22 protein-coding genes are annotated in these 24320 nt (G+C 43.1%); 20 read left to right on the forward strand and 2 right to left on the reverse strand.

Going from position 1 to position 24320, the window contains the following annotated elements; translation table 11 throughout:
- The first annotated feature begins 1 nt into the window (after position 1).
- Both VJ09_RS15075 and VJ09_RS15080 read left to right on the forward strand, forming a co-directional pair.
- On the forward strand, positions 2 to 319 hold the full coding sequence (locus VJ09_RS15075; protein WP_044642454.1) for a rhodanese-like domain-containing protein: 318 nt from the start codon (positions 2 to 4) through the stop codon (positions 317 to 319).
- Positions 298 to 1392 (forward strand): SAM-dependent methyltransferase, encoded by a 1095-nt coding sequence (locus VJ09_RS15080; RefSeq protein ID WP_044642455.1) that lies wholly within the window; start codon positions 298 to 300, stop codon positions 1390 to 1392. The genes VJ09_RS15075 and VJ09_RS15080 overlap by 22 nt, the downstream gene beginning before the upstream one ends.
- Positions 1393 to 1875: 483 nt before the next feature.
- Here VJ09_RS15080 and VJ09_RS15090 read toward each other — a convergent pair whose 3' ends face one another.
- Positions 1876 to 2100 (reverse strand): DUF2626 family protein, encoded by a 225-nt coding sequence (locus VJ09_RS15090; RefSeq protein ID WP_044642456.1) that lies wholly within the window; start codon positions 2098 to 2100, stop codon positions 1876 to 1878.
- 123 nt (positions 2101 to 2223) lie between these two features.
- On the opposite strand from VJ09_RS15090, the gene VJ09_RS15095 reads away from it, so the two are divergent.
- From VJ09_RS15095 to VJ09_RS15120, 6 genes are all read left to right on the forward strand, one after another.
- Positions 2224 to 2991, forward strand: coding sequence for an enoyl-CoA hydratase/isomerase family protein (locus VJ09_RS15095; RefSeq protein ID WP_044642457.1), 768 nt, complete (start codon positions 2224 to 2226; stop codon positions 2989 to 2991).
- Positions 2992 to 3242: 251 nt separating this feature from the next.
- A complete protein-coding gene (locus VJ09_RS15100) occupies positions 3243 to 3890 on the forward strand; it encodes an RsfA family transcriptional regulator (RefSeq protein ID WP_044642458.1) in 648 nt (215 codons plus the stop codon).
- A gap of 189 nt (positions 3891 to 4079) precedes the next feature.
- The gene (locus VJ09_RS15105; protein ID WP_044642459.1) at positions 4080 to 5417 is read left to right on the forward strand and encodes an acetyl-CoA carboxylase biotin carboxylase subunit; all 1338 of its coding nucleotides are present in this window, start codon (positions 4080 to 4082) and stop codon (positions 5415 to 5417) included.
- Positions 5418 to 5519: 102 nt separating this feature from the next.
- Positions 5520 to 5738 carry an acetyl-CoA carboxylase biotin carboxyl carrier protein subunit gene (locus VJ09_RS15110; RefSeq protein WP_044642460.1) on the forward strand — a complete coding sequence of 73 codons (219 nt, stop codon included), beginning with the start codon at positions 5520 to 5522 and terminating at the stop codon, positions 5736 to 5738.
- The gene (locus VJ09_RS15115; RefSeq protein WP_044642461.1) at positions 5735 to 6634 is read left to right on the forward strand and encodes a hydroxymethylglutaryl-CoA lyase; all 900 of its coding nucleotides are present in this window, start codon (positions 5735 to 5737) and stop codon (positions 6632 to 6634) included. Before VJ09_RS15110 ends, VJ09_RS15115 begins: the two co-directional genes overlap by 4 nt.
- Before the next feature lie 41 nt (positions 6635 to 6675).
- Positions 6676 to 8211, forward strand: coding sequence for an acyl-CoA carboxylase subunit beta (locus VJ09_RS15120; protein ID WP_044642462.1), 1536 nt, complete (start codon positions 6676 to 6678; stop codon positions 8209 to 8211).
- A gap of 87 nt (positions 8212 to 8298) precedes the next feature.
- Here VJ09_RS15120 and VJ09_RS15125 read toward each other — a convergent pair whose 3' ends face one another.
- On the reverse strand, positions 8299 to 8715 hold the full coding sequence (locus VJ09_RS15125) for a hypothetical protein (RefSeq protein WP_044642463.1): 417 nt from the start codon (positions 8713 to 8715) through the stop codon (positions 8299 to 8301).
- Between the two features lie 245 nt (positions 8716 to 8960).
- On the opposite strand from VJ09_RS15125, the gene VJ09_RS15130 reads away from it, so the two are divergent.
- From VJ09_RS15130 to murD, 12 genes are all read left to right on the forward strand, one after another.
- A complete protein-coding gene (locus tag VJ09_RS15130; RefSeq protein WP_044642464.1) occupies positions 8961 to 9878 on the forward strand; it encodes a ketopantoate reductase family protein in 918 nt (305 codons plus the stop codon).
- A gap of 209 nt (positions 9879 to 10087) precedes the next feature.
- Entirely contained in the window at positions 10088 to 11713 is a 1626-nt protein-coding gene (bshC, locus tag VJ09_RS15135; protein WP_044642465.1) for a bacillithiol biosynthesis cysteine-adding enzyme BshC, read from the forward strand.
- Positions 11714 to 11778: 65 nt separating this feature from the next.
- Complete coding sequence (locus tag VJ09_RS15140) at positions 11779 to 13023, forward strand: adenosylhomocysteinase (RefSeq protein ID WP_044642466.1); 1245 nt, start codon at positions 11779 to 11781, stop codon at positions 13021 to 13023.
- 140 nt (positions 13024 to 13163) lie between these two features.
- A complete protein-coding gene (mraZ, locus tag VJ09_RS15145) occupies positions 13164 to 13595 on the forward strand; it encodes a division/cell wall cluster transcriptional repressor MraZ (RefSeq protein WP_044642467.1) in 432 nt (143 codons plus the stop codon).
- A gap of 25 nt (positions 13596 to 13620) precedes the next feature.
- Entirely contained in the window at positions 13621 to 14556 is a 936-nt protein-coding gene (gene rsmH, locus VJ09_RS15150; protein ID WP_044642949.1) for a 16S rRNA (cytosine(1402)-N(4))-methyltransferase RsmH, read from the forward strand.
- A gap of 42 nt (positions 14557 to 14598) precedes the next feature.
- Positions 14599 to 14955: a cell division protein FtsL gene (ftsL, locus tag VJ09_RS15155; RefSeq protein WP_044642468.1), complete on the forward strand. Its 357-nt coding sequence runs from the start codon at positions 14599 to 14601 to the stop codon at positions 14953 to 14955.
- 33 nt (positions 14956 to 14988) lie between these two features.
- Complete coding sequence (locus tag VJ09_RS15160) at positions 14989 to 16740, forward strand: peptidoglycan D,D-transpeptidase FtsI family protein (RefSeq protein WP_052807440.1); 1752 nt, start codon at positions 14989 to 14991, stop codon at positions 16738 to 16740.
- Between the two features lie 286 nt (positions 16741 to 17026).
- The gene (locus tag VJ09_RS15165) at positions 17027 to 18943 is read left to right on the forward strand and encodes a stage V sporulation protein D (RefSeq protein ID WP_044642469.1); all 1917 of its coding nucleotides are present in this window, start codon (positions 17027 to 17029) and stop codon (positions 18941 to 18943) included.
- A gap of 99 nt (positions 18944 to 19042) precedes the next feature.
- Entirely contained in the window at positions 19043 to 20515 is a 1473-nt protein-coding gene (locus tag VJ09_RS15170; RefSeq protein WP_044642470.1) for a UDP-N-acetylmuramoyl-L-alanyl-D-glutamate--2,6-diaminopimelate ligase, read from the forward strand.
- Positions 20512 to 21903, forward strand: coding sequence for a UDP-N-acetylmuramoyl-tripeptide--D-alanyl-D-alanine ligase (locus VJ09_RS15175; RefSeq protein WP_052807441.1), 1392 nt, complete (start codon positions 20512 to 20514; stop codon positions 21901 to 21903). The genes VJ09_RS15170 and VJ09_RS15175 overlap by 4 nt, the downstream gene beginning before the upstream one ends.
- 84 nt (positions 21904 to 21987) lie before the next feature.
- Positions 21988 to 22944 (forward strand): phospho-N-acetylmuramoyl-pentapeptide-transferase, encoded by a 957-nt coding sequence (gene mraY / locus VJ09_RS15180; RefSeq protein WP_407690000.1) that lies wholly within the window; start codon positions 21988 to 21990, stop codon positions 22942 to 22944.
- The gene (gene murD, locus VJ09_RS15185; RefSeq protein ID WP_044642472.1) at positions 22935 to 24311 is read left to right on the forward strand and encodes a UDP-N-acetylmuramoyl-L-alanine--D-glutamate ligase; all 1377 of its coding nucleotides are present in this window, start codon (positions 22935 to 22937) and stop codon (positions 24309 to 24311) included. Before mraY ends, murD begins: the two co-directional genes overlap by 10 nt.
- The last annotated feature ends 9 nt before the right edge of the window (positions 24312 to 24320 follow it).

Here is a 24320-nt window from a genome sequence, read left to right on the forward strand (position 1 = left end):
TATGTCATGGGAACAGGTAGAATCTAGAGACCTAAGCAAAAAATACGAAGAGCAAAAAGAGGATTTTCTCTTTGTCGATGTGAGAACAGAAGAAGAATATGAGGCGGGTCATATACCAGCTGCAACCTACCATATTCCACATGAGGAGATGGTGAATCGCTATACCGAACTAGTAGAATATCAAGATAAGCCAATTCTACTGATTTGTCGCAGTGGGGTTCGTAGTGAGATAGCTGCTCAAATTTTGGCTGATAAAGGCTTTACTCGACTATATAACCTAAAAGGTGGCATGTTAGAGTGGAGTGGTCCCGTCAAGTAGTACCCACATCGGCAACTATCGCGCTTCATCAACGAATTATCAGGTTGGTGGAGCGTTCTTTGTCTCAGGCGATTCCCTTCTCTGAGTGGATGGAATTAGCACTCTATCATCCAGACTGGGGATATTATCCTAGAGAACAGACCAAATTGGGCAAAGAGGGAGACTTCTTTACCAATGCACATGTCGGAGACCTATGGGGTAGGATTTTGGCTCGCAAACTCGTACGAGACTACACTTTACCTGTTACCATCGTGGAAGTAGGGGCAGGGGATGGTAGGCTGGTGCAAGCTCTGCTGGAGGAATTGGTGCGACAACAAGTAGAATCTACTCAAATTCGAGTCTATTTACTGGAGAGAAGTAGTTATCACCGCCAAGTGCAACAAACTCGCCTACAGCAATCTAAGTATCCAATCTATTGGGTAGAGATGTTGGACGAGATTCCACGAGATCAGACTATTTTTCTCTATGCCAATGAATTGTTAGATGCTTTTCCGGTTACTCGAATTCGTCGATATCAGGGATTACTACAAGAAGAGTTTGTGCAAGTGGAATCAGATAAATTAACGGAATGTTATCTGCCATTTGAAAATAAAGAACTCCCCTTATTTTTTAATAAGTGGCTAGACCATCTACCAGAAGGAAAAATCCTAGAAGTGCCTTTTGCTGCTTGGAAATGGTGGCAAGAACTACTAGCATGGTTTCCGATGGGGGAGCTCATTTTTATCGACTATGGGATTACGTGGCGAGAATTGATGGCGAGGGAGTTTAGAGGCAATACGCTACGAGGCTACCAAGCGCATCAATTGGTTCCGATCGATCTAAATCGTCCAGGTGAACAAGACATTACCACACATGTTTGGTGGGATCCGTTTATAGAGAGCCTTACAGACCAGCAGTTTACCCAGACAGAACTACAAAGCCAGACGAGCTATCTTCTAAGAGAAGGTTTACTGGAGCTTGCAGTGCCAACCACAGGTGATCCGTTTGGAGAAGAAGATAAGCAAAATAGACGGATTCAGCAGCTTCTTTATGGGATGGGGGAGAGTTTTCAGGTGTTGTCGGTTCGGAAGTAGCATGACTGTGCACAATGAATATTTAGGAGATAGTATGAGGAGAAAAGGCCTTTGGAGAGTATTTACGAAGCCTTATGGGGATTGCCTATCACTTAGTGGGTAAGCCATTAGATCCTGAACTATCAAGAATGATTATGAACACATATAGCTTTACCTTAAAGAGTTTCATTTATCATCAACGGGAGTAGAGCTCTGTATGGAGACGGGTGCCATTTGTGAAGCGCATAAATGGGAGAAGAAAGTAACACACTCACTCTGTGTGGTCAGAGAGAACGAAGTAGCTCCTTTTCAAGTGCTAACTCCTTGGAGATGTTTGCCAAGAACGACTGTTTTATTGGGGGGAGGAAGTACGGTGTGGAGTGACTAATCAAGGAGATAGATTGGAATTCCAGCCATTGAAGGTGATTCAACCATACTATTGGTATAAAGCCTATCAAAACAAAACATAAGCAAAGGGAGTCATGTTCGACTCCCTTTGTAAAACTACATCATAAAACTGGAGTAAAAAACCATTCCACAGAACGATACAAACATATAGGCGCCAAAGAGATACATATAGGTTCTTTCGGTTAGGCGAAGCCCCCCGAATAAGAAAAAGAGAGCAGCTTGCACAAGGAAGAGGATAGCAGGGATTGTTAAATGTCCAGCTAAAAACATAAGTGCAATAACTAAAGCCCAGAATCCAAGAACATGGAACATTTTGCTCATAGGTTCCACTCCTTTCTATTTTCTGGTATGTATGAGTACCAGCAATATTCCCTTTTTTCCATCAAACACATTATACAGACTGGACGGAATTGGAGCAAGCGCAGATAGGAGTGTTGTTCATAGATGAAAACGATTCGAACAAGGGAAAGTCAAGGGGTTGCTTATCTTCAATTTGATCGAGCTGAAGTGCGAAATGCCATTAGTCGTACTACTATGAATGAGTTGGAGCTGGTACTAACCAAGTGGAGCCGTGATCCAAATGTAAAAGTAGTTGTTTTGTCGGGCGATCAGAGGGCATTTGCTTCAGGTGGAGATTTACAGGATTTGCATGTACTACAATCTCGTGAGGAGATCTATCCAGTGATGGAGAGGATGGGTCAAACTCTTCGTTTGCTAGAGGAGATGCCAGCCCTTACCATAGCGGCGGTTGAAGGAGTAGCGGTAGGTGGTGGTTGCGAGATCGTTGCTAGTTGTGATTGGTGTATCGCTGCTCCTACTGCTAGATTTGGAATGATCCAAGAGAGATTAGGCATCACAACAGGTTGGGGAGGAGCTGGTCGTCTAATGAAGAAGATAGGCCAGAAAAAAGCGGAATATCTCCTCCTAAGCGGGGAGATTATCGATGCGCAGACCGCTTTTCAGATGGGATTAGTAGAGAGAATTTTGCCTAAAGAAAATTGGTGGACGAGCATCGAACAGCTAGCAACCAAGATAGCTGGACACCCTGATTTAATTAGAAAAACGTATCAGCAGATCGGAGATTTACAGAGCAAACAGAAGCGATTTGATTCTCACCGATTAGAAGCAGATCGTTGTGCTGTTCTTTGGGAAAGACCAGAGCATCACCAGGCAGTGGAGCAGTTTCTTTTCTCCAAAAAAGAGAGAAAGTAGATGTCAATTTCAAATGACGAAGAAAATCTTGATCTAGGGAGCGCCTTTGTCATTGCAAGGAAGCGAGCTTAATCAAGATTTTCGGAGTGAAAAAATCTAGCAGTAAGGACAAGTCTCGTATAACCAACTTCTCTTTAGGCAATAAATTTTAAAAGAATCATGGATACTATGAACCCTACTTGTTGCATAGAGATGGTAAGGAATAGTAGCACATCTTGCTGATGTAGAGAAGAAGGTTAGGAGGTTTGCCGGTGACCGCGAAACGTCAAGATGCCTGGACTCCAGAAGATGATATGATTTTGGCTGAGGTGACACTACGGCATATCCGTGAAGGAGGGACGCAACTTTCGGCATTTGAAGAAGTTGCGGAACGTCTAGGGAGAACCCCAGCTGCTTGTGGATTCCGTTGGAATAGTGCCGTACGAAAGCAATATGAACCTGCAATCCAGGTTGCAAAGACTCAAAGACAAAAGCGAAACAAAGAGAGAATGCGTGTACAAACGGTTTTTTCTGAGCCGATTACTCCTGCATACTCAGAAGAGTATATGATGCCAACTGGAATAGAGGAGGATCAGACCTACTCATTGGATCATATCATTCGTTTTTTACGTCAACATAAGAATGAAGTACACGAAATGAGACGCCAGCAAAAACAACTAGAAAAAGAGCTAGATGAACGCGAGAGAGAGTGCAAGCGTCTGGAACGAGAAAATTATGAAATGAGAATGCAGCTAGACCATGTGGAGAATGACTATCAGAGTGTGAATGATGATTATCGCATGCTGATGCAAATAATGGAACGAGCTCGCAAAAAGGCTTGGATGGAGGAGCCACCTTCTCGGAAACGCTCCAACACAGAAAACCAACTTAGCCCTACATTAGAAGACTCTGATTCCTAAACTTAAGAAGCCCACTGTTGATAGGTTGAATAGTCTTTTGGACTAGACGATAAATCAATAGTAGGCTTTTTTGTGTTATCCCGTTCAAACGAGTAGTAAGGAAACTATATTTGTTTTCCGTTCTGATAGTGTTAATATTAAGAATAGATAGGTTTTATATTGTTTTGGGAAAGGAGTGATTCCAACAGGATGCAAAAAGTTTTAATCGCCAATCGCGGTGAAATTGCACTTAGAATTATCCGAACCTGTCAAAAGTTAGGAATCCAAACGGTGGCTGTTTATTCTGAAGCAGATAGCAAATCACTTTTCGTGCGAGCAGCAGATGAGTCTGTTCTGATTGGTCCATCCCCTGTTCAGCAAAGCTATCTTCAGATGGATCGAATCCTTGAGGCTGCACGACAAAAAGGGGCAGATGCAATCCATCCCGGTTATGGTCTCTTATCGGAAAATAGTGTATTTGCTCAAAAAGTAGAGGATGCAGGTCTCATTTGGATTGGACCTAAGCCGGAAGTGATAGCTTGGATGGGCGATAAAGCAGTTGCCCGTGCTAAGATGTGTGAAGTAGGTGTCCCACTGGTTCCGGGCACTAAAGTTCTCTCCACTTTAGAGAAAGCGCTTTCAGAAGCGAGGGGAATAGGGTACCCTGTCCTCCTGAAAGCAAGTGGGGGTGGAGGTGGCATGGGTATGTATCCTTGCCATTCTGAAGCAGAGTTAATAAAGTATTATGCCGTAGCAGTAGACCGAGCGAAAGTGATGTTTGGTAATGCCACTGTCTTTTTGGAGAAATATTTACCATCTGCTCGTCATATTGAAGTACAAATCGCAGCGGATCGATCAGGGAAGGTAGTTCACTTAGGAGAACGAGATTGTTCCGTTCAACGACGCCATCAAAAAATAATCGAAGAGAGTCCAGCGCCTTATTTACCAGAAGCAGTGAGAGAGCGATTAGTAGAGACTGCTGTTCGAGCAGCTAGTGCCATTGGTTATGAGAATGTGGGAACGGTTGAGTTTCTAGTCGATTCTCAAAATCAGATCTATTTTCTTGAAATGAACACCAGATTGCAAGTAGAGCACACCGTGACTGAAGCAGTAACTGGTATCGATCTGGTAGAATGGCAGCTTTTACTTGCTGAAGGGAAAGAACTCCCGCTTTCTCAACGTGATATCAAGTTTCAGGGGCATGCCATGGAGTTTCGGATATGCGCTGAAGACCCAACCACTTTTTTCCCTTCACCAGGAACGATTACCAAATGGTTGACTCCTACAGGAACAGCTCATCGTCTTGACAGTGCGGTCGAATCGGGAAGCATAGTTACCCCATTCTATGACTCCTTGATGGCGAAATGGATTGTAAGCGGTTCCAACAGAGAAGAAACGATTCGCACTACACTCGAATCCTTTGCAAAGTGGGAAATTGCGGGAGTGAAAAGCAACATGCCGCTTTTGAAAAAGATACTAGAAAACCCTGTTTTTCAATCTGGAGAACATGATACCAAAATAATAGAAACGATATCCAAAGCGAAATAACAGATTAAGTCTTTTCCAGAGTTTGGACTCTATATAGTTGGAGCTGATCCATTTTCGAAGTGATCTTAAAAGAACAAATTTCTAGAATAGGAGCGAATAGCATTGATCGAGATCAAAGCGAGTATGGCAGGTACAGTCTGGAAGGTGTTAGTAAGCGTGGGTGATACCGTACAAGCCGGACAAGATGTGGTGATTCTAGAGTCAATGAAGATGGAGATTCCAGTAACAGTAGAACAGACAGGGCAAGTATCCCAAATAGAAGTAGCGGAGGGGCAGTTTATTGGAGAAGGGGAAGTATTGCTTCGCCTAGAGGGGAAATGAAGGTCAGGATCGTCGAAGTAGGCTTACGTGATGGTTTGCAAAATGAAGCAGTGATTCTTTCAACGGAGCAAAAACAGATGATGTTGAGAGGGCTTCGAGCAGCAGGGCTTGAGGAGATCGAACTTACATCGTTTGTTCATCCTAAGTGGATTCCTGCTCTAGCAGATGCAGAAGCCTTTTTACAAAGTATTTCCTTTGAAGATGCTAGTTACCGAGCGCTCGTTCCGAATTATAAAGGATTTCTACGTGCTCAAGTGTTTGCTCTCTCGGAGATTGCGATATTCTTATCAGCTAGTGAAACCCATAATCGTAAAAACGTGAATCGCTCGATTTCAGAGAGTCTAACAGAGTTGATGGAGTGGGTACCAGTTGCTGTTCGTCAGGGTTGGAAAGTAAGAGCCTATCTATCCACATGCTATGGATGTCCCTATGAAGGGAAAGTCTCTCTGATATCTGTTTCGCAAATCGTAGAAGAGTTATTGAAGATAGGGGTATATGAGGTTTCACTGGGGGATACGATTGGTGTGGCAACACCCCAAAAAGTGAAAGAGGTTCTCCAAGCGTTAGGAGGGAACTTTTCCAAAGAACAATTGGCAGTACATTTTCATGATACCTATGGGATGGCTATTGCCAATACTCATGTTGCTCTCGATCTGGGAATTACTACGATTGATAGCTCAATAGGAGGGCTTGGAGGCTGTCCTTATGCACCAGGTGCCTCTGGTAATCTTGCTACAGAAGACCTAGTTTATTTTCTAGAGAATAGTGGTATTCGCACAGGAGTCGATTTGGAAAAGTGCGTCGATTTGGGTGAAATGTTAGAAAAAATACTAGGCAAACGATTGCCATCTCGTACATTTCAAGCTCTACGTTCCAAAAGGATAGAATTTTTTTAATTCAATAACAGAGCAAGTTTTGTTTTAAAAGGAGTGGTTTTATGAGAAAAGAGGTAATCGAGGAACTGACTCAACGTACGGAAAAAATTTTGGCAGGAGGAGCTACCAAGTATCATGACAAACTAGCTTCCCAAAACAAGATGTTCGCTAGAGATCGACTTAAGGAATTATTAGATGAAGGTACTTTTCTTGAAGACGGGCTTTTTGCTAACGGGGAAGCAGAAGGCTTGCCAGCAGATGGAGTGATTACGGGAACGGGGAAGATAGAAGGACGAACCGTTTGTATTATGGCTAATGATGCGACAGTCAAAGCGGGTTCCTGGGGAACGCGTACGGTAGAAAAAATTCTTCGTATCCAAGAGACAGCCGAGAAATTACAAGCGCCTCTACTCTATCTCGTTGATTCTGCTGGAGCACGGATCACGGATCAATTAGAGATGTTCCCTGGCAGAAGAGGAGCAGGGCGTATCTTCTACAATCAAGTGAAACTATCAGGTATGATTCCTCAAATTTGCCTGTTATTTGGTCCTTCTGCTGCAGGAGGAGCATATATACCTGCATTTTGCGATGTCGTGATCATGGTCGACCAAAATGCTAGCATGTATCTTGGCTCTCCTCGTATGGCAGAGATGGTAATAGGCGAGAAAGTGACTCTGGAGGAGATGGGTGGTGCCAGAATGCACTGTTCTGTCAGTGGTTGTGGGGATTTTCTAGCCGCTGATGAACGAGAAGCGTTACAGATTGCCAAGCAATACTTATCTTATTTTCCTTCCCATTATCAAGGGATGGTTCCCCAAATTGAAGGTAAGCTCCCACCAAAAGGATCAAAGCCCATTTCGGGGTTGATCCCTGACCATCAAAATCAACCATTTGACATGAGAGAACTCATTCAATCGCTTGTAGATGAAGATTCGTTTTTGGAAGTGAAAAAATTATTTGCAGGCGAACTTATAACTGGGTTAGCCAGATTGGATGGGAAAGCGGTCGGCATCATCGCCAACCAGCCAAAAGATAAAGGTGGGGTTTTATTTCATCATTCGGCTGACAAAGCAGCGCGTTTTATCACCTTATGTGATGCTTTCTCGATACCACTCCTTTTTTTGGCGGATGTTCCTGGTTTTATGATTGGAACACATGTCGAGAGAGCAGGAATTATCCGGCATGGTGCCAAGATGATTGCTGCTATGTCAGAAGCAACTGTTCCAAAGATCTCTGTCATTGTTCGCAAAGCGTATGGAGCTGGACTGTATGCGATGGCTGGCCCTGCATTTGAACCAGATTGTTGTTTAGCATTGCCGAGTGCCCAGATCGCTGTCATGGGTCCCGAGGCAGCAGTTAACGCAGTATATGGAAATAAAATTCAAGAGCTAGCCGAACCAGAACGTACGCAATTTGTGATGGAAAAGCGCAAAGAGTATCAAGAAGATATAGAGATCTACAAGCTGGCTAGTGAACTGATTGTAGATGGAATTGTGGAACCGGATCAATTGAGAGATGAATTGATTGCACGATTTAACGTGTATGCAGGTAAGAAACTAGATTTTAGTAGAAGGAAGCATCCAGTCTACCCAGTGTAGGAGTTATGAAGAAGTAGAAAGAGGATAAAAATAAGATAGATCAGCTTCCGAAAGGAATGCTGATCTATTTTGCTTAACTGCTGAAATTTATTGCAAGAATTTTTGCTTGATCTCATCATATAGGAAGCCAGGAGCTTGATTCAGTTGACCAATATATCTAGCTTCTATGAGTTTTGATCCAGTAATGGTTTGACGAGCTTGTTCTAAAGACATGCGACATTCAACAAAGGTTTGAATCATGACTTTGACTTCATACTCAAAATCGTCTGGACTTTTGTGTAATTTAATAGATTCAATGCGGAATTTTATCCATGTGTAAAAATGTTGCCATTGTGCGATTAGTTCTAATACTAATGGAAGATTATATACTGGAATGTTACATTGCTCGAGCCTAGTTACAATATCTGCTTCTTCTTTTTTAGGTTCAAAAGTATAAATTTTTTCTCCTAACATCTCGACATATGCACCAACAAATTCTTGAGTTTCTTGAGTTAACTTTAACATGCAAACATCTCCTCTTTTTTATAGAATGGTAACCCTATAAAACCCAAAAGTTTAGATTCTATAGGGTTACCACTCTAAGAAGAGATGAAACCAGTTAAGCGTTTAATAGTGTACCATGATATGCGATTACACTGAATTTAAAAAGTGGATAAAGTTCGAAAATTCCTCTATCCGTATCTCCCCTTTTCTTCACAACCTCCTTTGTGTTACAACTAACTCATTCCATAGAATCGGAGTTATTTTATATGAATCTTGCAATTATTGGGGCTGGCTCTCTCGGAATGCTTTGGGCAGCTCGTGCGACAAAGGTAGGAAATCAAGTTTATCTGTTTACTCATACAACCAAACAAAAAGAGAGGATTGAACAACAGGGAATATGGGTATCAGGTATTAGTTCCTTACATTCAAAAGTTCATGTAGATGTGGTGGATCACTTTTCCGATTACCAAAACAAAATCGACATGGTCTGGTTAATGGTGAAACAAACAGCAGTAGAAGAGGTATTAAGCCAGACTTTATTTTCTTCAAAAGTTCCTATCGTTTTCTGGCAAAATGGGTTGGGACATTTGGAGAAAGCACAACGAATTCTTTCCGGAAATCGATCACTATACGTTTCTGTTACTGCGGAAGGTGCAAAAAGAATAGATGATACTTCCGTCGTACATACCGGAAAAGGTACTACTAGAATCGGAGCATTCGAGACTTCTGGCAGTTGGATGGACCCCATTTGGAAGTTTTTGCAGCAGATGGCAAAGAAGTATTCTCTGGATCTCGAATGGGAAGATGATATTCAACACAGAATATGGAAAAAACTGATGGTGAATTGTGTAATCAACCCGTTAACCGGAATCTTTCAAGTATCGAATGGAGAGCTTCTCGATCATAAATGGAGCAGCTTAGTCGAACAATTGACTTTGGAAGTAGTTCAAATTGCCACTGCAAATGGTTATTTGTTTGCCTATGAGGAAGTGTTGGAGGAGATTCGAACGATTGCCCAGAAGACGGCCCAAAACCATTCTTCCTTACTTCAAGACTTGAAACTTGGACGTCGTACGGAGATTGACTCATTAAATGGATATCTGCAAACAGTAGGAAGGCAACGAGGGATTGGTACACCACTACAGGATGCGATCGTGGAATTGATTTACGCAATGGAAAGATAGTGTCCAGATGAGCGAGTCTGATCTAGATCCAATGGATTGATTACTGTACAAAAGCTTCTAAATTAATGACAGGCAAAATGTTTCCTGGGATTTTTGGGAGCATGTTTTTCTTTCCGGAGTTCTAGCAGGGTAGGACTTTTTGTTATAAAATACTTATGTTAAGTAAGTGATATGAAATAATGTAAGTAAGTAAGGGGATTTGGAGATCTATGAAAATGATTAGCATCCCAGCTCCTAAGTCTTCTTCAGTAGCTGATGCATACATACATCAAGAGCCAGAAATTCAAGCGCTTTTTCCTTATGCGCCTTATACAGATAGTAGCTACGAGGTCCGTTTGGAGCAACTAGATCAACGTGAAAAAGCTTATCTCCGTAAAGAGTTAGTTCAGGTGTTACGAACTTATCATCAGCAGGAATCACGTCATCCCGAAATTGCCAAAAATCTGGATCTCTTAGAGCAGTCTGGTACTTCGGCTGTCATAGGTGGGCAACAAGCTGGTCTCTTATCAGGACCGCTGTTTACCTTATATAAGGCGATTACTGTCATTCAATTGGCGAAACGAGAGCAAAAACGTCTCGGTCGACCAGTGGTGCCTGTTTTTTGGATTGCGGGAGAGGATCATGATCGAGAAGAGATCGATCATGTTTGGCTGCAAAATGCACAAGGAACGATGATAAAGCATACTTATCCACGGGAAATGTCGTTGAGTAAACGACCGATTTCTCATATCACGCTTCACCAAGAGGAAATGAAGAACTGGATCAACCAGTTGGCGTGGCAACTTCCAGATACCCCATACAAATCGGAATGGCTTACGGTAATCGAGGCCGCCGCCGCCAAAGCAAATAATTGGACCTGTTTTTTTGCTGAAATTATGTTCGAGTTATTTGGAAAATATGGAGTCATTTTGATCGATTCACAAGATGAACAGGTAAGGAAATTGGAGAAACCATTTTTCCAGAAGTTACTGGAGAAAGAGGAGCAAATATCCCAGCGGGTTGCTGCGACTCTTACCGATATTGAGCAAATGGGATATGTTGCTCCATTGACGATGGACCCAGATCAGGCTCATTTTTTTGTGTTGGAAAACGGAGAACGCCAAGCTTTACTTCGGGAAAAGGAAGGGTATCGAACTCGTGATACGGGGAATTTCTACTCCCATCAAGACTTAATCGCCCAACCAGAACTTCTCAGTACCAACGTTATTACCCGTACTCTGATGCAGGAGATGCTTTTTCCTACCCTCGCCTTTGTAGCTGGACCAGGAGAGATTGCTTATTGGGCGGCCTATGGAACGGCCTTTGAGGAAATGGATTGCCAGATGCCGATTGTCTATCCTCGTCTTAATATAACGTTGATGGAACCTAACTCCGCGAAGCGTTGGGAAGAGTTTCAACTTGAGTGGGATAATTTGTTTGGCTCTCTAAGTGATCAAAAGGAAGAATGGTTTCGATTGCAAAAGCCACCTGAAGCGGTTGCGATGATCGAAGAGTTAAAGGGAAAATTAGCAACATGGTATCAACCAGTGATTCAGTATTTGTCTGAAGAGATCAGCACTCATTTAGAGACAATTGGGGAGAAAAATCTCCAAAAGCATTGGCAACAAATCGATTACTTCTCTAAGCAGACGGATCGGATCATTCGGGAAAAACATCAAACTTCCCTTCGACATTGGGATGAGATCATCCAATCACTTCAACCAAATCAAAAACTCCAAGAACGTGTCCATAATGTAATTCCTTTTTGGAATCAATATGGTCTCCATTGGTTAGAGCAATTGGTGGAGCAAGACCTGTTACAAGGAAAAGGGGATCATATCGTAGCTTACCTGTAGGTTTTGTTATAATAATCTGGTTAGAACTGCGTAAGATCAGGTTAGATAGAGGAGGAATTTAAACGATGAGTATTATACATGATCCATCTTTGGCACCACAGGGTAGATTGAAGATGGATTGGGCAAAACAGCATATGCCTGTGCTAAATCGATTAAGAGAGAAATTTCTCGAAGAGAAGCCACTCTTGGGTAAAAAGGTAGCAATTTCTCTTCATCTAGAGGCCAAAACAGCTTGTCTTGCCGAGCTAATTCGTGACGGAGGAGCAGAAGTTACCATTACAGGAAGCAATCCGCTCTCCACTCAAGACGATATTTGTGCTGCTCTTGCAAGCAATGGCATCACAGTTTTTGCTCGTTATAATCCAGAACCAGCTGAGTACAAAGATCACCTGATCAAAACATTGGAAACAAAACCAGAGTTGATTATCGACGATGGTGGTGACCTAGTTTCGATTCTCCACTCGGAGCGTGAAGACCTTGCCGAGCAAGTACGGGGAGGTTGTGAAGAGACAACGACCGGAATTAAACGACTCATTTCGATGGAGAAAAATGGGATTCTCAAGTTTCCAATGGTCGCTGTAAACGATGCGCTATGCAAATATCTTTTTGATAATCGCTATGGAACGGGTCAATCGGTTTGGGATGGGATCAATCGAACGACTAACCTAGTTGTAGCTGGTAAAACGGTAGTAGTCGTTGGATATGGTTGGTGTGGAAAAGGAGTAGCGATGCGTGCAAAAGGATTGGGTGCTAATGTTATCGTAACGGAAATTGACCCAATCAGAGCGACGGAAGCTCATATGGATGGATTCCGTGTCATGCCGATCCGTGAAGCTGCTAAATTAGGGGACGTATTCGTTACGGTGACAGGAAACCGTGATGTAATTAATGGAGAGCACTTTACACTCATGAAGGATGGAGCTCTCCTGGCGAACGCAGGACACTTCGATATCGAGATCGATAAGGTCTCCCTAGAGAAGCAATCAGTTAGCCAACGTGAGGTTCGCAAAGATATCATGGAATACGAGCTCCAAGATGGCCGTAAGATATATCTATTAGCAGAAGGACGCCTTGTTAACCTTGCTGCGGGAGATGGGCACCCAGCTGAAATTATGGATATGACATTTGCGCTTCAAGCACTTTCTCTCGTGTTTGTAGACCAATATGCTGAACAGTTAGGTAGTCAAGTCGCCCCAGTTCCGGCTGAATTAGATGAGCAAGTTGCTCGCTTTTTCTTGGAAGCAAACGGTTTAGAAATTGACGCTATGTCCCAAGAACAAAAGGATTATCAGGCTAGTTGGGAACTCTAATAATTTCCAATATCTGCAAAAAGAAATGTAAATCCTGCCAATTGCCGGCAGGATTTTTACTATGCCCTGTGGTATAATATCGACAGTGGAGGAAAGTGGAGGAAAGTGGTGAGGAAGGGAGGACGAGGGGAGGGCTTGGGATGTTCATGGGAGAGTTCCACCATTCGGTGGATGAAAAAGGACGGATTATTGTCCCGGCGAAGTTCCGAGAAAGTTTGGGCTCTTCGTTTGTAATCACCCGTGGCATGGACAAGTGTATCTTCGCATACCCTCGGTCGGAGTGGACACAATTAGAGCAAAGACTCAAAGCACTCCCTTTCACCAAAGCTGATGCCAGAGCATTTACTCGTTTCTTTTTCTCTGGTGCTTGTGAAGCAGATCAAGACAAGCAAGGAAGAATTCTCCTCCCACCCAATCTAAGAGAATACGCACAGTTGAAAAAAGAAGCGATTGTGATCGGCGTATCGACCCGCGTAGAAATCTGGAGTAAAGATCTTTGGGAAGAATACTATGCAAAATCGGAAGAATCCTTTAGTGAGATTGCCGAAGGGATTATCGATTTTGACTTATAAAATTACAGCAGAGGATGGACTAGCATTGTTTCACCACATCACGGTTTTAAGAGAAGAAGCTGTCGAAAACTTACATATTCGTCCTGATGGGATTTATGTGGATTGTACGTTAGGCGGAGCAGGTCACAGTAGTCTGATTACGGAGTATCTGAGTGAAGAGGGCATCTTGATTGGTTTGGATCAAGATGACGTTGCACTCCAGGCAGCAGCAGAAAGATTATCCAATGCAAAATGTCAAATTAAACTGGTAAAAACCAATTTCCGTCACCTGAGAAGAGCATTAGAGCAGTTGGGCTTGGAGCGAGTGGATGGATTTCTTTTTGATCTAGGGGTATCATCTCCTCAACTAGATGAGGGAGAACGAGGATTTAGTATCCATCAAGAAGCCGCACTCGATATGCGGATGGATCGGGACCAACCCACCTCCGCTTTTGAAGTAGTAAATGAGTGGTCAGAAGGTGAGATTCGGCGCATTCTCTATGAATATGGTGAAGAGAAATTTGCCCCAAGAATTGCGAGGAAAATCGTCCAAGAACGTGAAAAAGCGCCTATTCAAACGACGATTGAATTGGCTGAATTGGTCAAATCGGCCATCCCAGCAGCGGCCAGACGTACTGGTCCTCACCCAGCACGAAGATCATTTCAAGCAATTCGGATTGCAGTCAACGATGAGTTAGGAGCTTTTACGGATGCATTGAATGAGGCGACCGACTTGTTAAATCCTGGAGGTAGAATTTCCGTCATCACCTTCCATTCTTTGGAGGATCGGATCTGTAAAAAATTCTTCCAAGAACAGGCGATTGGTTGTACTTGCCCCAAAGATTTTCCTATCTGTGTTTGTGGGCATGAACCAAATCTTCGAATCATCACGAGAAAGCCAATTCTCCCATCAGCTGAAGAGGTAGAAAGAAATGCGCGCGCACGCTCTGCCAAACTGCGTGTGGCGGAAAAGAGAAACTAAAAGGGTCGAAAGAAGAAGAAGGTAGTGTAGGAGGGATCATCTATGAGAGAGCAGCGAGGAAACGTTGCAGTAGCGATGAAACCGATGGAGCAGGACAATTCACAAGTTTCTCCTAAACGAAGGATTCGTCCGCTTTTAAAGGGATTAACAGCGAGGGAGAAATTGCTGTACCTATCCAGCGTTGTCGTTTGCGTGGGACTCGCAATTGGGGTTATTTCCCAATATGCAAAAGTGACGGAATTGAGTGTTTCAATTCAAAATACGGAAAATGAGATCCAGCAAATTAAAGAGGTCAATCTTCAACTGGAAACGGAAAAAAAGCGTTTAGGTAGCGTAGAGCGCATTCGCCAATTTGCGAAAGAAAACGGGCTTACTTTCATTCCTAATATCGCACCCTAGACGGACCATTGGCATGGAGGTGTAAAGTCCAATATGGGTAGCTCCCTTCGAAAAAGCAAAGAGCGTTCCCTTTGGATCGGACTCCTTTTTACAGTGGGTTTTTGTATGATTCTCTGTCGGCTTTTATACCTTCAGACATTTGAGTCTGACAAATTACTAGCTGAAGCAGAGAAAATCTGGAAAAACCATGATATATTAACGGCTAAGCGAGGCACTATCTATGATCGCAATGGACAACCTCTGGTCTGGGAAGAACGGGCCTACTATTTTATGGCTGACCCTAGAAATATTGGGGATGTGCGAAAAACAGCTGAAACGCTCGCTCCCGTTTTGGAGATTCCAGTAGAAACACTTGTAGAAAAGCTCTCTCAGAAAAAAGAGTCTATTCCCTTAAAAGATGCTGGGAAATATAAGTATCCTCGCTCTGTATTTGAAGAGATTTTGAGTCTCAAAGATCAAGGGAAGTTAAAAGGGATTTATGGCTATGAAACCACTCAGCGCCGATATAATAGTCCAGAAGCTGCGCATGTGTTGGGTTTTCTCAATTCAGAGGGAAATCCAGTAGGTGGAATCGAAAGCTTTTATCAAAAAGAACTAAAGGGTCAAGATGGAGAAGCAAAATATAAAAAGACAAAAGACGGGGTCATGATTTCGGATGAACCAGAGACATACAAAGCACCAATTCAAGGTCAGGACTTGGTGTTAACAATAGATGCTGGAATTCAGCATCAAGTAGAGACTACACTGGAAGAAGCGATGAAAAAGTATCAAGCAAAGGGTGGCACTGCGATTGTATCAGATCCCTATACAGGCGAGATCTTGGCAATGGCGAACAGGCCCACATTTGATCCTAATCAAGTATCCAGCACATATGATCCTGAAAAAAATGGTCGTAATATGGCGGTTGAGAGCCAGTTTGAACCAGGATCTACTTTTAAAATTGTGACATTAGCAGCAGCTATCGAAGAAGGTTTATTTCATGCAGATGAAATATTCAACTCGGGATCGATCCAAGTAGAAGATCGTATCATCCGAGATTGGAAACGAGACGGATGGGGACCGATTACCTACCGGCGTGGGGTAGAGTTATCGAGTAACGTTGCGTTCGTAAAATTAGGTCACCGGTTAGGCGCCGAGCGTCTTATCGAGTATATTGATCGTTTTGGATTTGGTAATATTACTGATCGCTTAGGTCGGCGAACGGGAATTGATTTACCAGCCGAAAGTAAAGGCTATTTCTTTAATCGAAATTTATATCCTTCTGAGCTTGCCACCGTTTCCTTTGGTCAAGGAATCAGTGTGACGCCTATTCAGCAAGTGTCTGCTGTCTCTGCAATCGCAAATGGTGGTTACTGGGTCAAACCGCATTTTCTAAAAGAAGTGAAAGATAACGAAAAAAAGAAAGTTATCTCTACTACTAAGATTGAGAAAAGACAGATCATACGTCCAGAAACGGCGACTCAAGTTCGAGATATTTTGCGCGGAGTAGTGCAAAATGGAACTGGGATGGATGCCAATCTAACTGGTTATCAAGTCTCAGGGAAGACAGGAACAGCACAAAAACCAAAACCAGAAGGTGGATACTATGAAGATAAATATATTGTCTCCTTTATTGGTTTTGCTCCAACCGATAAGCCAAATGTTGTTGTCTATGTAGCACTTGATGAACCAATAATGGATGGAACCGAGGGCTCCATTTCAGCTGCAGTAGCACGAGATATTCTCAAACAAACATTAGAATATCGAAGAGTTCCTCCCGAAAATCAAACAGCCAATAATAAATGAAGAAAAGCTTTTGGTTCCGTGGTAGCGATCAAAGGCTTTTTTTTATGCACGATTCACTATTTATATAGTGGTTACTAGAGATTTTATTATTGTAATGACCGGGGTCAGATCTTAAAAGAATACCCAATAAGGATAGTATCCTGTGTTTGAATTTAAAAAAGCTATCTTTATTATAGTAAAAAGTATTTTATCATACTATTTAAAAAGAGTGAAAACACTTTGTCATTTTTGGCTGCTTTTCCCCATAGGCTTGTCTAGAACAAGTCTCTTAGAAAGGAAGAGCACCATGCGAACACCTGACACCAAAGTAAAGAAGCGGTTGTTCTTGATCCTGTTGGTTGCGTCGTTCGTTTTTCTCACCTTGATTGGGAGACTCTCCTTTGTACAGCTCGTACAAGGAAAGTGGTTGATGGAGAAAGCGGAGGACTTAGGGAGTAGAGATATTCCGTTTGAACCAAGACGAGGAAAGATCTTGGATCGTAATGGACAAGATCTAACCTACAATATTAGTACCCCTTCTGTTATGGCGATTCCCGCACAGGTGAAAGATCCAGCTAGAACAGCTAAGGAATTAGCTAATATTTTAGGAGCTCCTGAAAAGAAGATCTATGACCAAATTACGAAGCGTGCCTTGAACGTGTATCTAAAGCCAGAAGGAAAAAAGATTTCGGAAGAGAAGGCAAAGTTGATCCAAGGATTGCGTCTACCTGGAATTGCGGTCATAGAAGATAGCAAGCGCCATTATCCATATGAGACTCTAGCAGCTCACATCTTAGGTTTTACCGGAATTGATAACCAAGGATTGGCTGGATTGGAATTGGTTTATGATAAACGTCTCCAAGGGGTAAAAGGGAAAGTCTCCTTTAGTTCAAATGCTCGAGGTGAGAGACTACCAGGTGGTCAAGATTCCTTTACACCTCCAAAAGATGGTCTTAATTTACAACTGACGATTGACAGAACTATCCAACAAGTAATTGAGCGTGAGATGGATCAAGCGATGGCACAGTATAAACCGGAAAATGTGATTGCTATTGCTATGAGCCCCAAAACAGGAGAGATCTTGGGAATTAGCTCACGACCTAATTTTCGACCAGATCAATATCAAAAGACAGATCCAATCGTGTACAATCGAAATTTACCGATTTGGAAAACTTATGAGCCAGGTTCTACATTTAAGATCATCACCTTAGCTGCCGCCTTAGAAGAAAAAAAGGTGAGTTTAACCGAAGGATTTCATGATCCCGGTTTTGTCGAGGTGGGGGGAGCTAGACTACGCTGTTGGAAAGCAGGCGGTCATGGACACCAGACTTTTTTAGAAGTGGTGGAGAACTCTTGTAACCCTGGTTTTGTGAATCTGGGAAATCGATTAGGTAAAGAGAAGCTGATGGAGTATATCAAAAAGTTTGGTTTTGGGCAGAAAACCGGCATTGACCTTAATGGAGAGGCTAAAGGGATTTTATTTCGACCAGAGAGAATGGGACCAGTTGAATTAGCTACTACTGCATTCGGACAAGGAGTATCTGTCACTCCGATTCAACAAGTAGTAGCAGTGGCTGCAGCGGTGAATGGCGGGAAGCTCTTGGAACCTCACTTGGCAAAAGCGTGGATTGATCCCAAAACCAACAAGGTAGTAGAAGAGGTTCAACCAGAAGTAAAAGCGCAAGTAATCTCGGAGGAGACATCGAAGATTGTGCGAGAGTCGCTCGAAAGCGTGGTAGCTAGAGGAACGGGAAGACGAGCGTTTATCGATGGGTATCGTGTAGGTGGAAAGACAGGAACGGCACAGAAAGTAGGTCCAAATGGTACCTATCTTCAAGGGAACTATATCGTTTCCTTTATTGGATTTGCTCCTGCGGATGATCCAGAGATCGTCGTTTACGTAGCAGTCGACCACCCACAAGGGATTCAATTTGGGGGTGTAGTAGCAGCACCGATTGTACGGAAAATTCTAGACGACAGCCTCCGACATCTTCAGATTCCAAAAAGAGAAAATCAAATACCTCCCGAGGATGCTCCGGCCATCCCCAAACTGGTAGAGGTCCCTAATTTGATCGGTGAAGACTTACAAAAAGTGAGAACGAGTCTCTATGATTTCCCGCTAGAAGTAGTAGGAGAAGGAAAACAAATTTTAGATCAGATGCCAGTATCGGGAACGAGAGTAGAGGAAGGTTCTGCAATTCGAATCTATTTGGGTGACAAATAAAATAAAGGAGATTAAAATAGGTTTGTATAATTAATGCCAGGATAAACACCTGGCATTTTGCTTGTCCAAAGCGGATATATTCTCAAAGGAGGAAACCGCATGAAACTGAGCGAATGCATCGAATCTCTTCTTTTAAAAGAGGTTTATGGTGAACAAGAGATCGAAATAACAGGGATACAATACGATTCTCGAAAAGTTCGTGCAGGCGATCTATTCATCGCCTTACGTGGATTTACGGTAGATGGTCATCAGTATGTAGAGCGTGCAGTGGATCAAGGAGCTGTAGCAGTTTTGGTAGAAGAGGAAGTAGAAACCAGCGCTACCATAGTAAAAGTACCGGATACTCGTCGTGCGATGGCAGAAGTAGCCAACAAGTTTTACTCATATCCAACTTCGAAGTTACGTGTTATTGCAATCACTGGAACGAATGGCAAAACGACCACATCTCATTTGATTCAACATATCTTAGAAGATGCCAATAGACAGACAGGTCTACTTGGTACGATTGGGATGAAGATTAAAGGGGATGTCTATCCTGCCAAAAACACGACTCCAGATGTACTGGAGTTGCAACACTGCTTCTACCAGATGATCCAAGAAGGTTGCGAGTATGCTACGATTGAAGCTTCTTCGCATGCTCTGGACTTAGGTAGAACACGTGGAGCGCAGATACAGATCGCAGTCTTTACCAATTTGACGCAAGATCATTTGGACTACCATGCTACTATGGAAGAGTATCGCGCAGCAAAAGGTTTGCTCTTTAGCCAACTTGGGAATTCTCGAGCAGATCATCAACCGGTGGCAGTGTTAAATGCCGATGATGTTGCTTCTGCATATTTTGCTAAGATTACTCCAGCACAAGTGATTTCGTATGGGATTGATCAAAAAGCAGATGTCAGAGCGCACAATATTCAAATTACGCCAAACGGAACAACGTTTGAAGTGACTAGTAGCTTTGGTAATGCAACAATCCAAACTCAGTTAATTGGAAAATTCAATGTCTATAATCTACTTGCAGCGATCACAGTAGGGTTAGTAGAGGGACTCTCATTTGAACAGATGATCACATCTATTCACAAGATTACCGGTGTGGATGGGAGATTTGAAACAGTACCAGGCAGTAAGGATTTCACCGTAGTAGTGGATTATGCCCACACACCAGACAGTTTGGAAAATGTCCTCAAAACCGTGAAAGAATTTGCAAACAATCGGATTCTCTGTGTGGTAGGCTGTGGAGGAGATCGTGATCGCACGAAACGCCCCTTGATGGCGAAGATTGCGACAGGCATCAGCGATCTCACTATCTTGACCTCGGACAACCCACGTACAGAAGATCCCGAGGTAATATTGGATGATATGGAAGCAGGAATAACAGATGCTCCAAAAGATCGCTATCAGCGGGTGTTAGACCGTAAAGAGGCGATTGATCAAGCAGTAGAGCTAGCACAGCCAGGTGATGTACTCGTGATTGCCGGAAAAGGGCATGAAACATATCAGGAGATTCACGGAGTGCGTTACGATTTTGATGATCGGCTCGTAGCCAAATCCGCAATGGAAAGGAAGTCCCGATGAAGGCCAGACTTAGTTGGATTCAAGAAGTGACCAAAGCGGACTTACTCTCTATCGTGCCTTCGGATGAAGCTCTTATCGCTTGGGGAGTAAGTACCGATACGAGAACGTTGCAAGAAAATCAATTATTTGTGCCATTAGTGGGAGATCAGTTTAACGGACATCATTATTTAGATCGAGCGGTAGCTCAAGGAGCAGTCGCAGCTTTTTGGCAAAAAGATCACCCTGTTCCGGCTGATCTAAAGGTACCGCTGTTACTGGTAGAGGATACCTTAACAGCATTACAACAGCTAGCACATGCTTATCGAATGACCCTCGATATCCCAATCATTGGTATCACGGGTAGCAACGGAAAGACAACTACCAAAGATCTAGTGGCTTCCGTGCTTCAGACACGTTTTCGTGTTCATAAGACAAAAGGGAATCTCAACAATCATATTGGATTACCTCTTACTTTGTTATCGATTGAAGAGGAAACAGAGATAGCAGTGGTAGAAATGGGAATGAGTGGGAAAGGTGAGATTGCACTACTATCTCAGATCACAAGACCTACACATGCCATTATTACCAATATAGGGGAGTCTCATATTGAATTTTTGGGAAGCCGAGAAGCAATTGCAGAGGCAAAACTAGAGATCTTGGAAGGACTCTCCACAAAGGGTATGTTTGTCTACGATGGAGAAGAACCTCTCTTACAAGAGCGAGTAAAATCTATCACGCAACAAAAGATTCCAGTAGGCTGGAGCAAAGAGCAAGTAGATTCACCTGAAGATATCGAGATGGAAGGCGACACATACACCTTTATCTCTCGCAAGTCTCAGCATCGTTTTACCTTACCGATCTTAGGACGTCATAATATCTTGAACGCACTTTATGCTATTGAAATCGGTAGAGCTTTGGGGTTAACAGAAGACGAAATTGCCACAGGGCTTTCTCAAGTAACAGTTACTGGGATGCGTTTAGAAAAGGTAACTGGAAAAAATGGAATCACGATTATTAATGATGCATACAACGCAAGTCCTACTTCTATGAAAGCAGCTCTTCATCTGCTAGTAGAAATAGAACCTGATCGAGAAAAGTGGGCACTACTTGGGGAGATTCGAGAAATTGGAGGAACATGGGAAGAGGAGTATCACCGAGATCTTGGTCGTAACGCTGTAGAGCTGGGGATTGATTGTCTTCTAACCGTGGGTGAAAAAGGAAAATGGATTGCAGATGGAGCAAAAGAACGAAATCATGAAGGAAAGCTTCAAATTCATTCTTTTGTTGATCGGCAAGAAGCATCCAATTGGCTCCTCCAACATAGCAATGAAAACACTGTCTTACTCGTAAAAGCTTCTCGAGGTGCTCAACTAGATCAAGTCGTAAAAATCATTACTGAAGGAGCGTAGGAACGAGCCATGGGTAATATTGATATACGTATTATTTTGATTCCGCTTGCAGTCGCCTTTGGGATTGGAGTCGTGCTAGGGCCGATGATTATTCCCACCTTACGCAGATTAAAATTTGGTCAAAGTATTCGTGAGGAAGGACCGCAAGCGCATTTGAAAAAAGCAGGTACACCTACAATGGGTGGAACCTTAATTCTAATATCGATTGTCTTGACCGCTTTACCATTTAGTAGCGCAGTATTGATGACCAATACCAATCGTGACCAAGTGATTAACGCGGACTTGTTTTTCCTTTTATTTGCAACGTTAGGTTATGGAATTATCGGTTTCTTAGATGATTACATCAAAGTAGTGATGAAGAGAAGTCTAGGTTTGACCGCAGCTCAAAAGCTACTCGGTCAGTTGTTTATCGGACTTGTCCTGTTCTGGGTATTGCTCACCGTACGGACAGCTGAAGGTACAAAATTGGGAGCTATTTTCTCAGTAGATTTACCTTTTACCGATTATGAGTTGACCTTAACGTGGTTGTATCTGCCACTACTTCTTCTGATGATGATCGGGGCATCCAACGCAGTAAACTTAACCGACGGTCTAGATGGACTGCTTGCAGGTACAGCAGCGGTAGCATACGGTGCATATGCCATCATCGGAATGGTACAGAGCAACTATACCGTAGCTATTTTCTCGATCTCCGTGGTAGGTGCGTTGCTTGGTTTTCTCGTCTTTAATGCTCACCCTGCCAAGGTTTTTATGGGGGATACAGGTTCCCTTGCACTAGGTGGTGGGATTGCCGCCCTTGCGATTATTACAGAGACAGAGTTCCTCTTGCCGATTATTGGTGGTGTATTCGTAGTCGAAGCTTTGTCTGTTATGCTTCAGGTCGCCTCCTTCAAAACGAGAGGCAAACGTATTTTCCGAATGAGTCCCTTGCACCATCATTACGAATTAGTTGGCTGGTCTGAGTGGCGTGTTGTTACGACCTTCTGGTTTGCAGGTTTAGTGCTCGCAGTCATCGGTGTTGTGATCGAGATATGGGCATAAATGATCAGTGGCGCAATCAGCGTATCGTCGTAATCGGAATGGCTCGCAGTGGTGTAGCGGTAGCTAAGCTCCTTCATCACTTAGGAGCAAATGTTTTGGTCAATGATAGTAAGCCGCGTGAGAAATCTCCCGAGGCCACCCAATTAGAGGAGCTAGGAATCCGTGTAATCTGTGGCTACCATCCAGAAGATCTAATTACGCAAGAAATTGATATGGTGGTGAAAAATCCGGGAGTTCCATATCATATTGCTCCTATTCAAATGGCGATAGAACTTGGCATTCCAGTCGTTACGGAAGTAGAGATCGCAGGTAAACTTTCGCCAGCTCCAATCATTGGGATCACTGGTTCCAATGGTAAGACAACAACTACTACATTGGTAGGTCTGATGCTCGAACAAGGAGATGTACCATCGAAGGTGGCAGGAAATATTGGCCAAGCTTTGACTGAAGTGGTACAAGACCTGACACCAGATGAATGGCTAGTAGCAGAGTTATCTAGTTTTCAATTAAAGGGAGCGGGCGATTTTCATCCGCGAATTGCCGCATTCCTCAATTTGGTATCTGCTCATATGGATTATCATAAAACGATAGATGATTATGCTGATTCCAAAGCGAAAATATTTCAGAATCAAACAGCAGAGGATTTTGCGGTCCTCAATTGGGATCATGCCCATACCAGAGCATTGGGAGAGTCTGGAACGATCCATTCTCAGATGATCTGGTTCTCTGCAAAAGAGCGCTTAGATCAAGGCATATTTGTAGAAGATGATTGGATTTGTTATCACCTTCCGCGAGGAGAGTTGACTCGGCTCCTGCCAGTCAAAGAGGTGAAATTACCAGGTACCTTTAATTTAGAAAACTGTCTAGCAGCTACGGCAATCGCCCTTTGTGCTGGTGCGAAGCCAGAGGGAATATGTCAAGTGCTATCAACCTTTCAAGGTGTGGAGCATCGAATGGAGTTTGTACGAAAGTGGAACAAGATCAAGTTTTATAACAATTCCAAAGCAACGAATGCGGAAGCTACGAAAAATGCACTCAACTCTTTTACGGAGCCGATTGTGCTGATTGCAGGCGGTCTGGATCGAGGGATCGACTTTCAAGAGCTCATACCATTCATGAAAGATCATGTTCGTGCATTGGTGGCTTATGGACAGTCAGCTGCTATTCTGGAAGAACGTGCGAAAGAAGCAGGGATAGAAGAGCGAGTGATCGTAGCCGAGATTGAAGCTGCAACGGATACAGCTGCCAAGTTGGCAAAACCCGGCGATATCGTATTGCTCTCTCCTGCTTGTGCAAGTTGGGATTTATATACCTCTTTTGAAGAACGAGGAAGCATTTTTAAACAAGCTGTGCATAGGCTTGTATAAATAGCTTGT

Origin of the sequence: Risungbinella massiliensis, assembly GCF_000942395.1 — a bacterium.
GTDB lineage: Bacteria > Bacillota > Bacilli > Thermoactinomycetales > Thermoactinomycetaceae > Risungbinella > Risungbinella massiliensis.

What these genes read in the sequence shown, in the direction of transcription:
- VJ09_RS15115 (WP_044642461.1), top strand. Translation starts at nt 5,735, where the DNA reads ATGAAGGTCAGGATCGTCGAAGTAGGCTTACGTGATGGTTTGCAAAAT.
- VJ09_RS15120 (WP_044642462.1), top strand. Translation starts at nt 6,676, where the DNA reads ATGAGAAAAGAGGTAATCGAGGAACTGACTCAACGTACGGAAAAAATT.
- VJ09_RS15075 (WP_044642454.1), top strand. Translation starts at nt 2, where the DNA reads ATGTCATGGGAACAGGTAGAATCTAGAGACCTAAGCAAAAAATACGAA.
- VJ09_RS15140 (WP_044642466.1), top strand. Translation starts at nt 11,779, where the DNA reads ATGAGTATTATACATGATCCATCTTTGGCACCACAGGGTAGATTGAAG.
- VJ09_RS15175 (WP_052807441.1), top strand. Translation starts at nt 20,512, where the DNA reads ATGAAGGCCAGACTTAGTTGGATTCAAGAAGTGACCAAAGCGGACTTA.
- VJ09_RS15160 (WP_052807440.1), top strand. Translation starts at nt 14,989, where the DNA reads ATGGGTAGCTCCCTTCGAAAAAGCAAAGAGCGTTCCCTTTGGATCGGA.
- mraY (WP_407690000.1), top strand. Translation starts at nt 21,988, where the DNA reads ATGATTATTCCCACCTTACGCAGATTAAAATTTGGTCAAAGTATTCGT.
- VJ09_RS15165 (WP_044642469.1), top strand. Translation starts at nt 17,027, where the DNA reads ATGCGAACACCTGACACCAAAGTAAAGAAGCGGTTGTTCTTGATCCTG.
- VJ09_RS15130 (WP_044642464.1), top strand. Translation starts at nt 8,961, where the DNA reads ATGAATCTTGCAATTATTGGGGCTGGCTCTCTCGGAATGCTTTGGGCA.
- murD (WP_044642472.1), top strand. Translation starts at nt 22,935, where the DNA reads ATGGGCATAAATGATCAGTGGCGCAATCAGCGTATCGTCGTAATCGGA.
- VJ09_RS15090 (WP_044642456.1), bottom strand. Translation starts at nt 2,100, where the DNA reads ATGAGCAAAATGTTCCATGTTCTTGGATTCTGGGCTTTAGTTATTGCA.
- VJ09_RS15095 (WP_044642457.1), top strand. Translation starts at nt 2,224, where the DNA reads ATGAAAACGATTCGAACAAGGGAAAGTCAAGGGGTTGCTTATCTTCAA.
- VJ09_RS15105 (WP_044642459.1), top strand. Translation starts at nt 4,080, where the DNA reads ATGCAAAAAGTTTTAATCGCCAATCGCGGTGAAATTGCACTTAGAATT.
- bshC (WP_044642465.1), top strand. Translation starts at nt 10,088, where the DNA reads ATGAAAATGATTAGCATCCCAGCTCCTAAGTCTTCTTCAGTAGCTGAT.
- VJ09_RS15170 (WP_044642470.1), top strand. Translation starts at nt 19,043, where the DNA reads ATGAAACTGAGCGAATGCATCGAATCTCTTCTTTTAAAAGAGGTTTAT.
- mraZ (WP_044642467.1), top strand. Translation starts at nt 13,164, where the DNA reads ATGTTCATGGGAGAGTTCCACCATTCGGTGGATGAAAAAGGACGGATT.
- ftsL (WP_044642468.1), top strand. Translation starts at nt 14,599, where the DNA reads ATGAGAGAGCAGCGAGGAAACGTTGCAGTAGCGATGAAACCGATGGAG.
- VJ09_RS15125 (WP_044642463.1), bottom strand. Translation starts at nt 8,715, where the DNA reads ATGTTAAAGTTAACTCAAGAAACTCAAGAATTTGTTGGTGCATATGTC.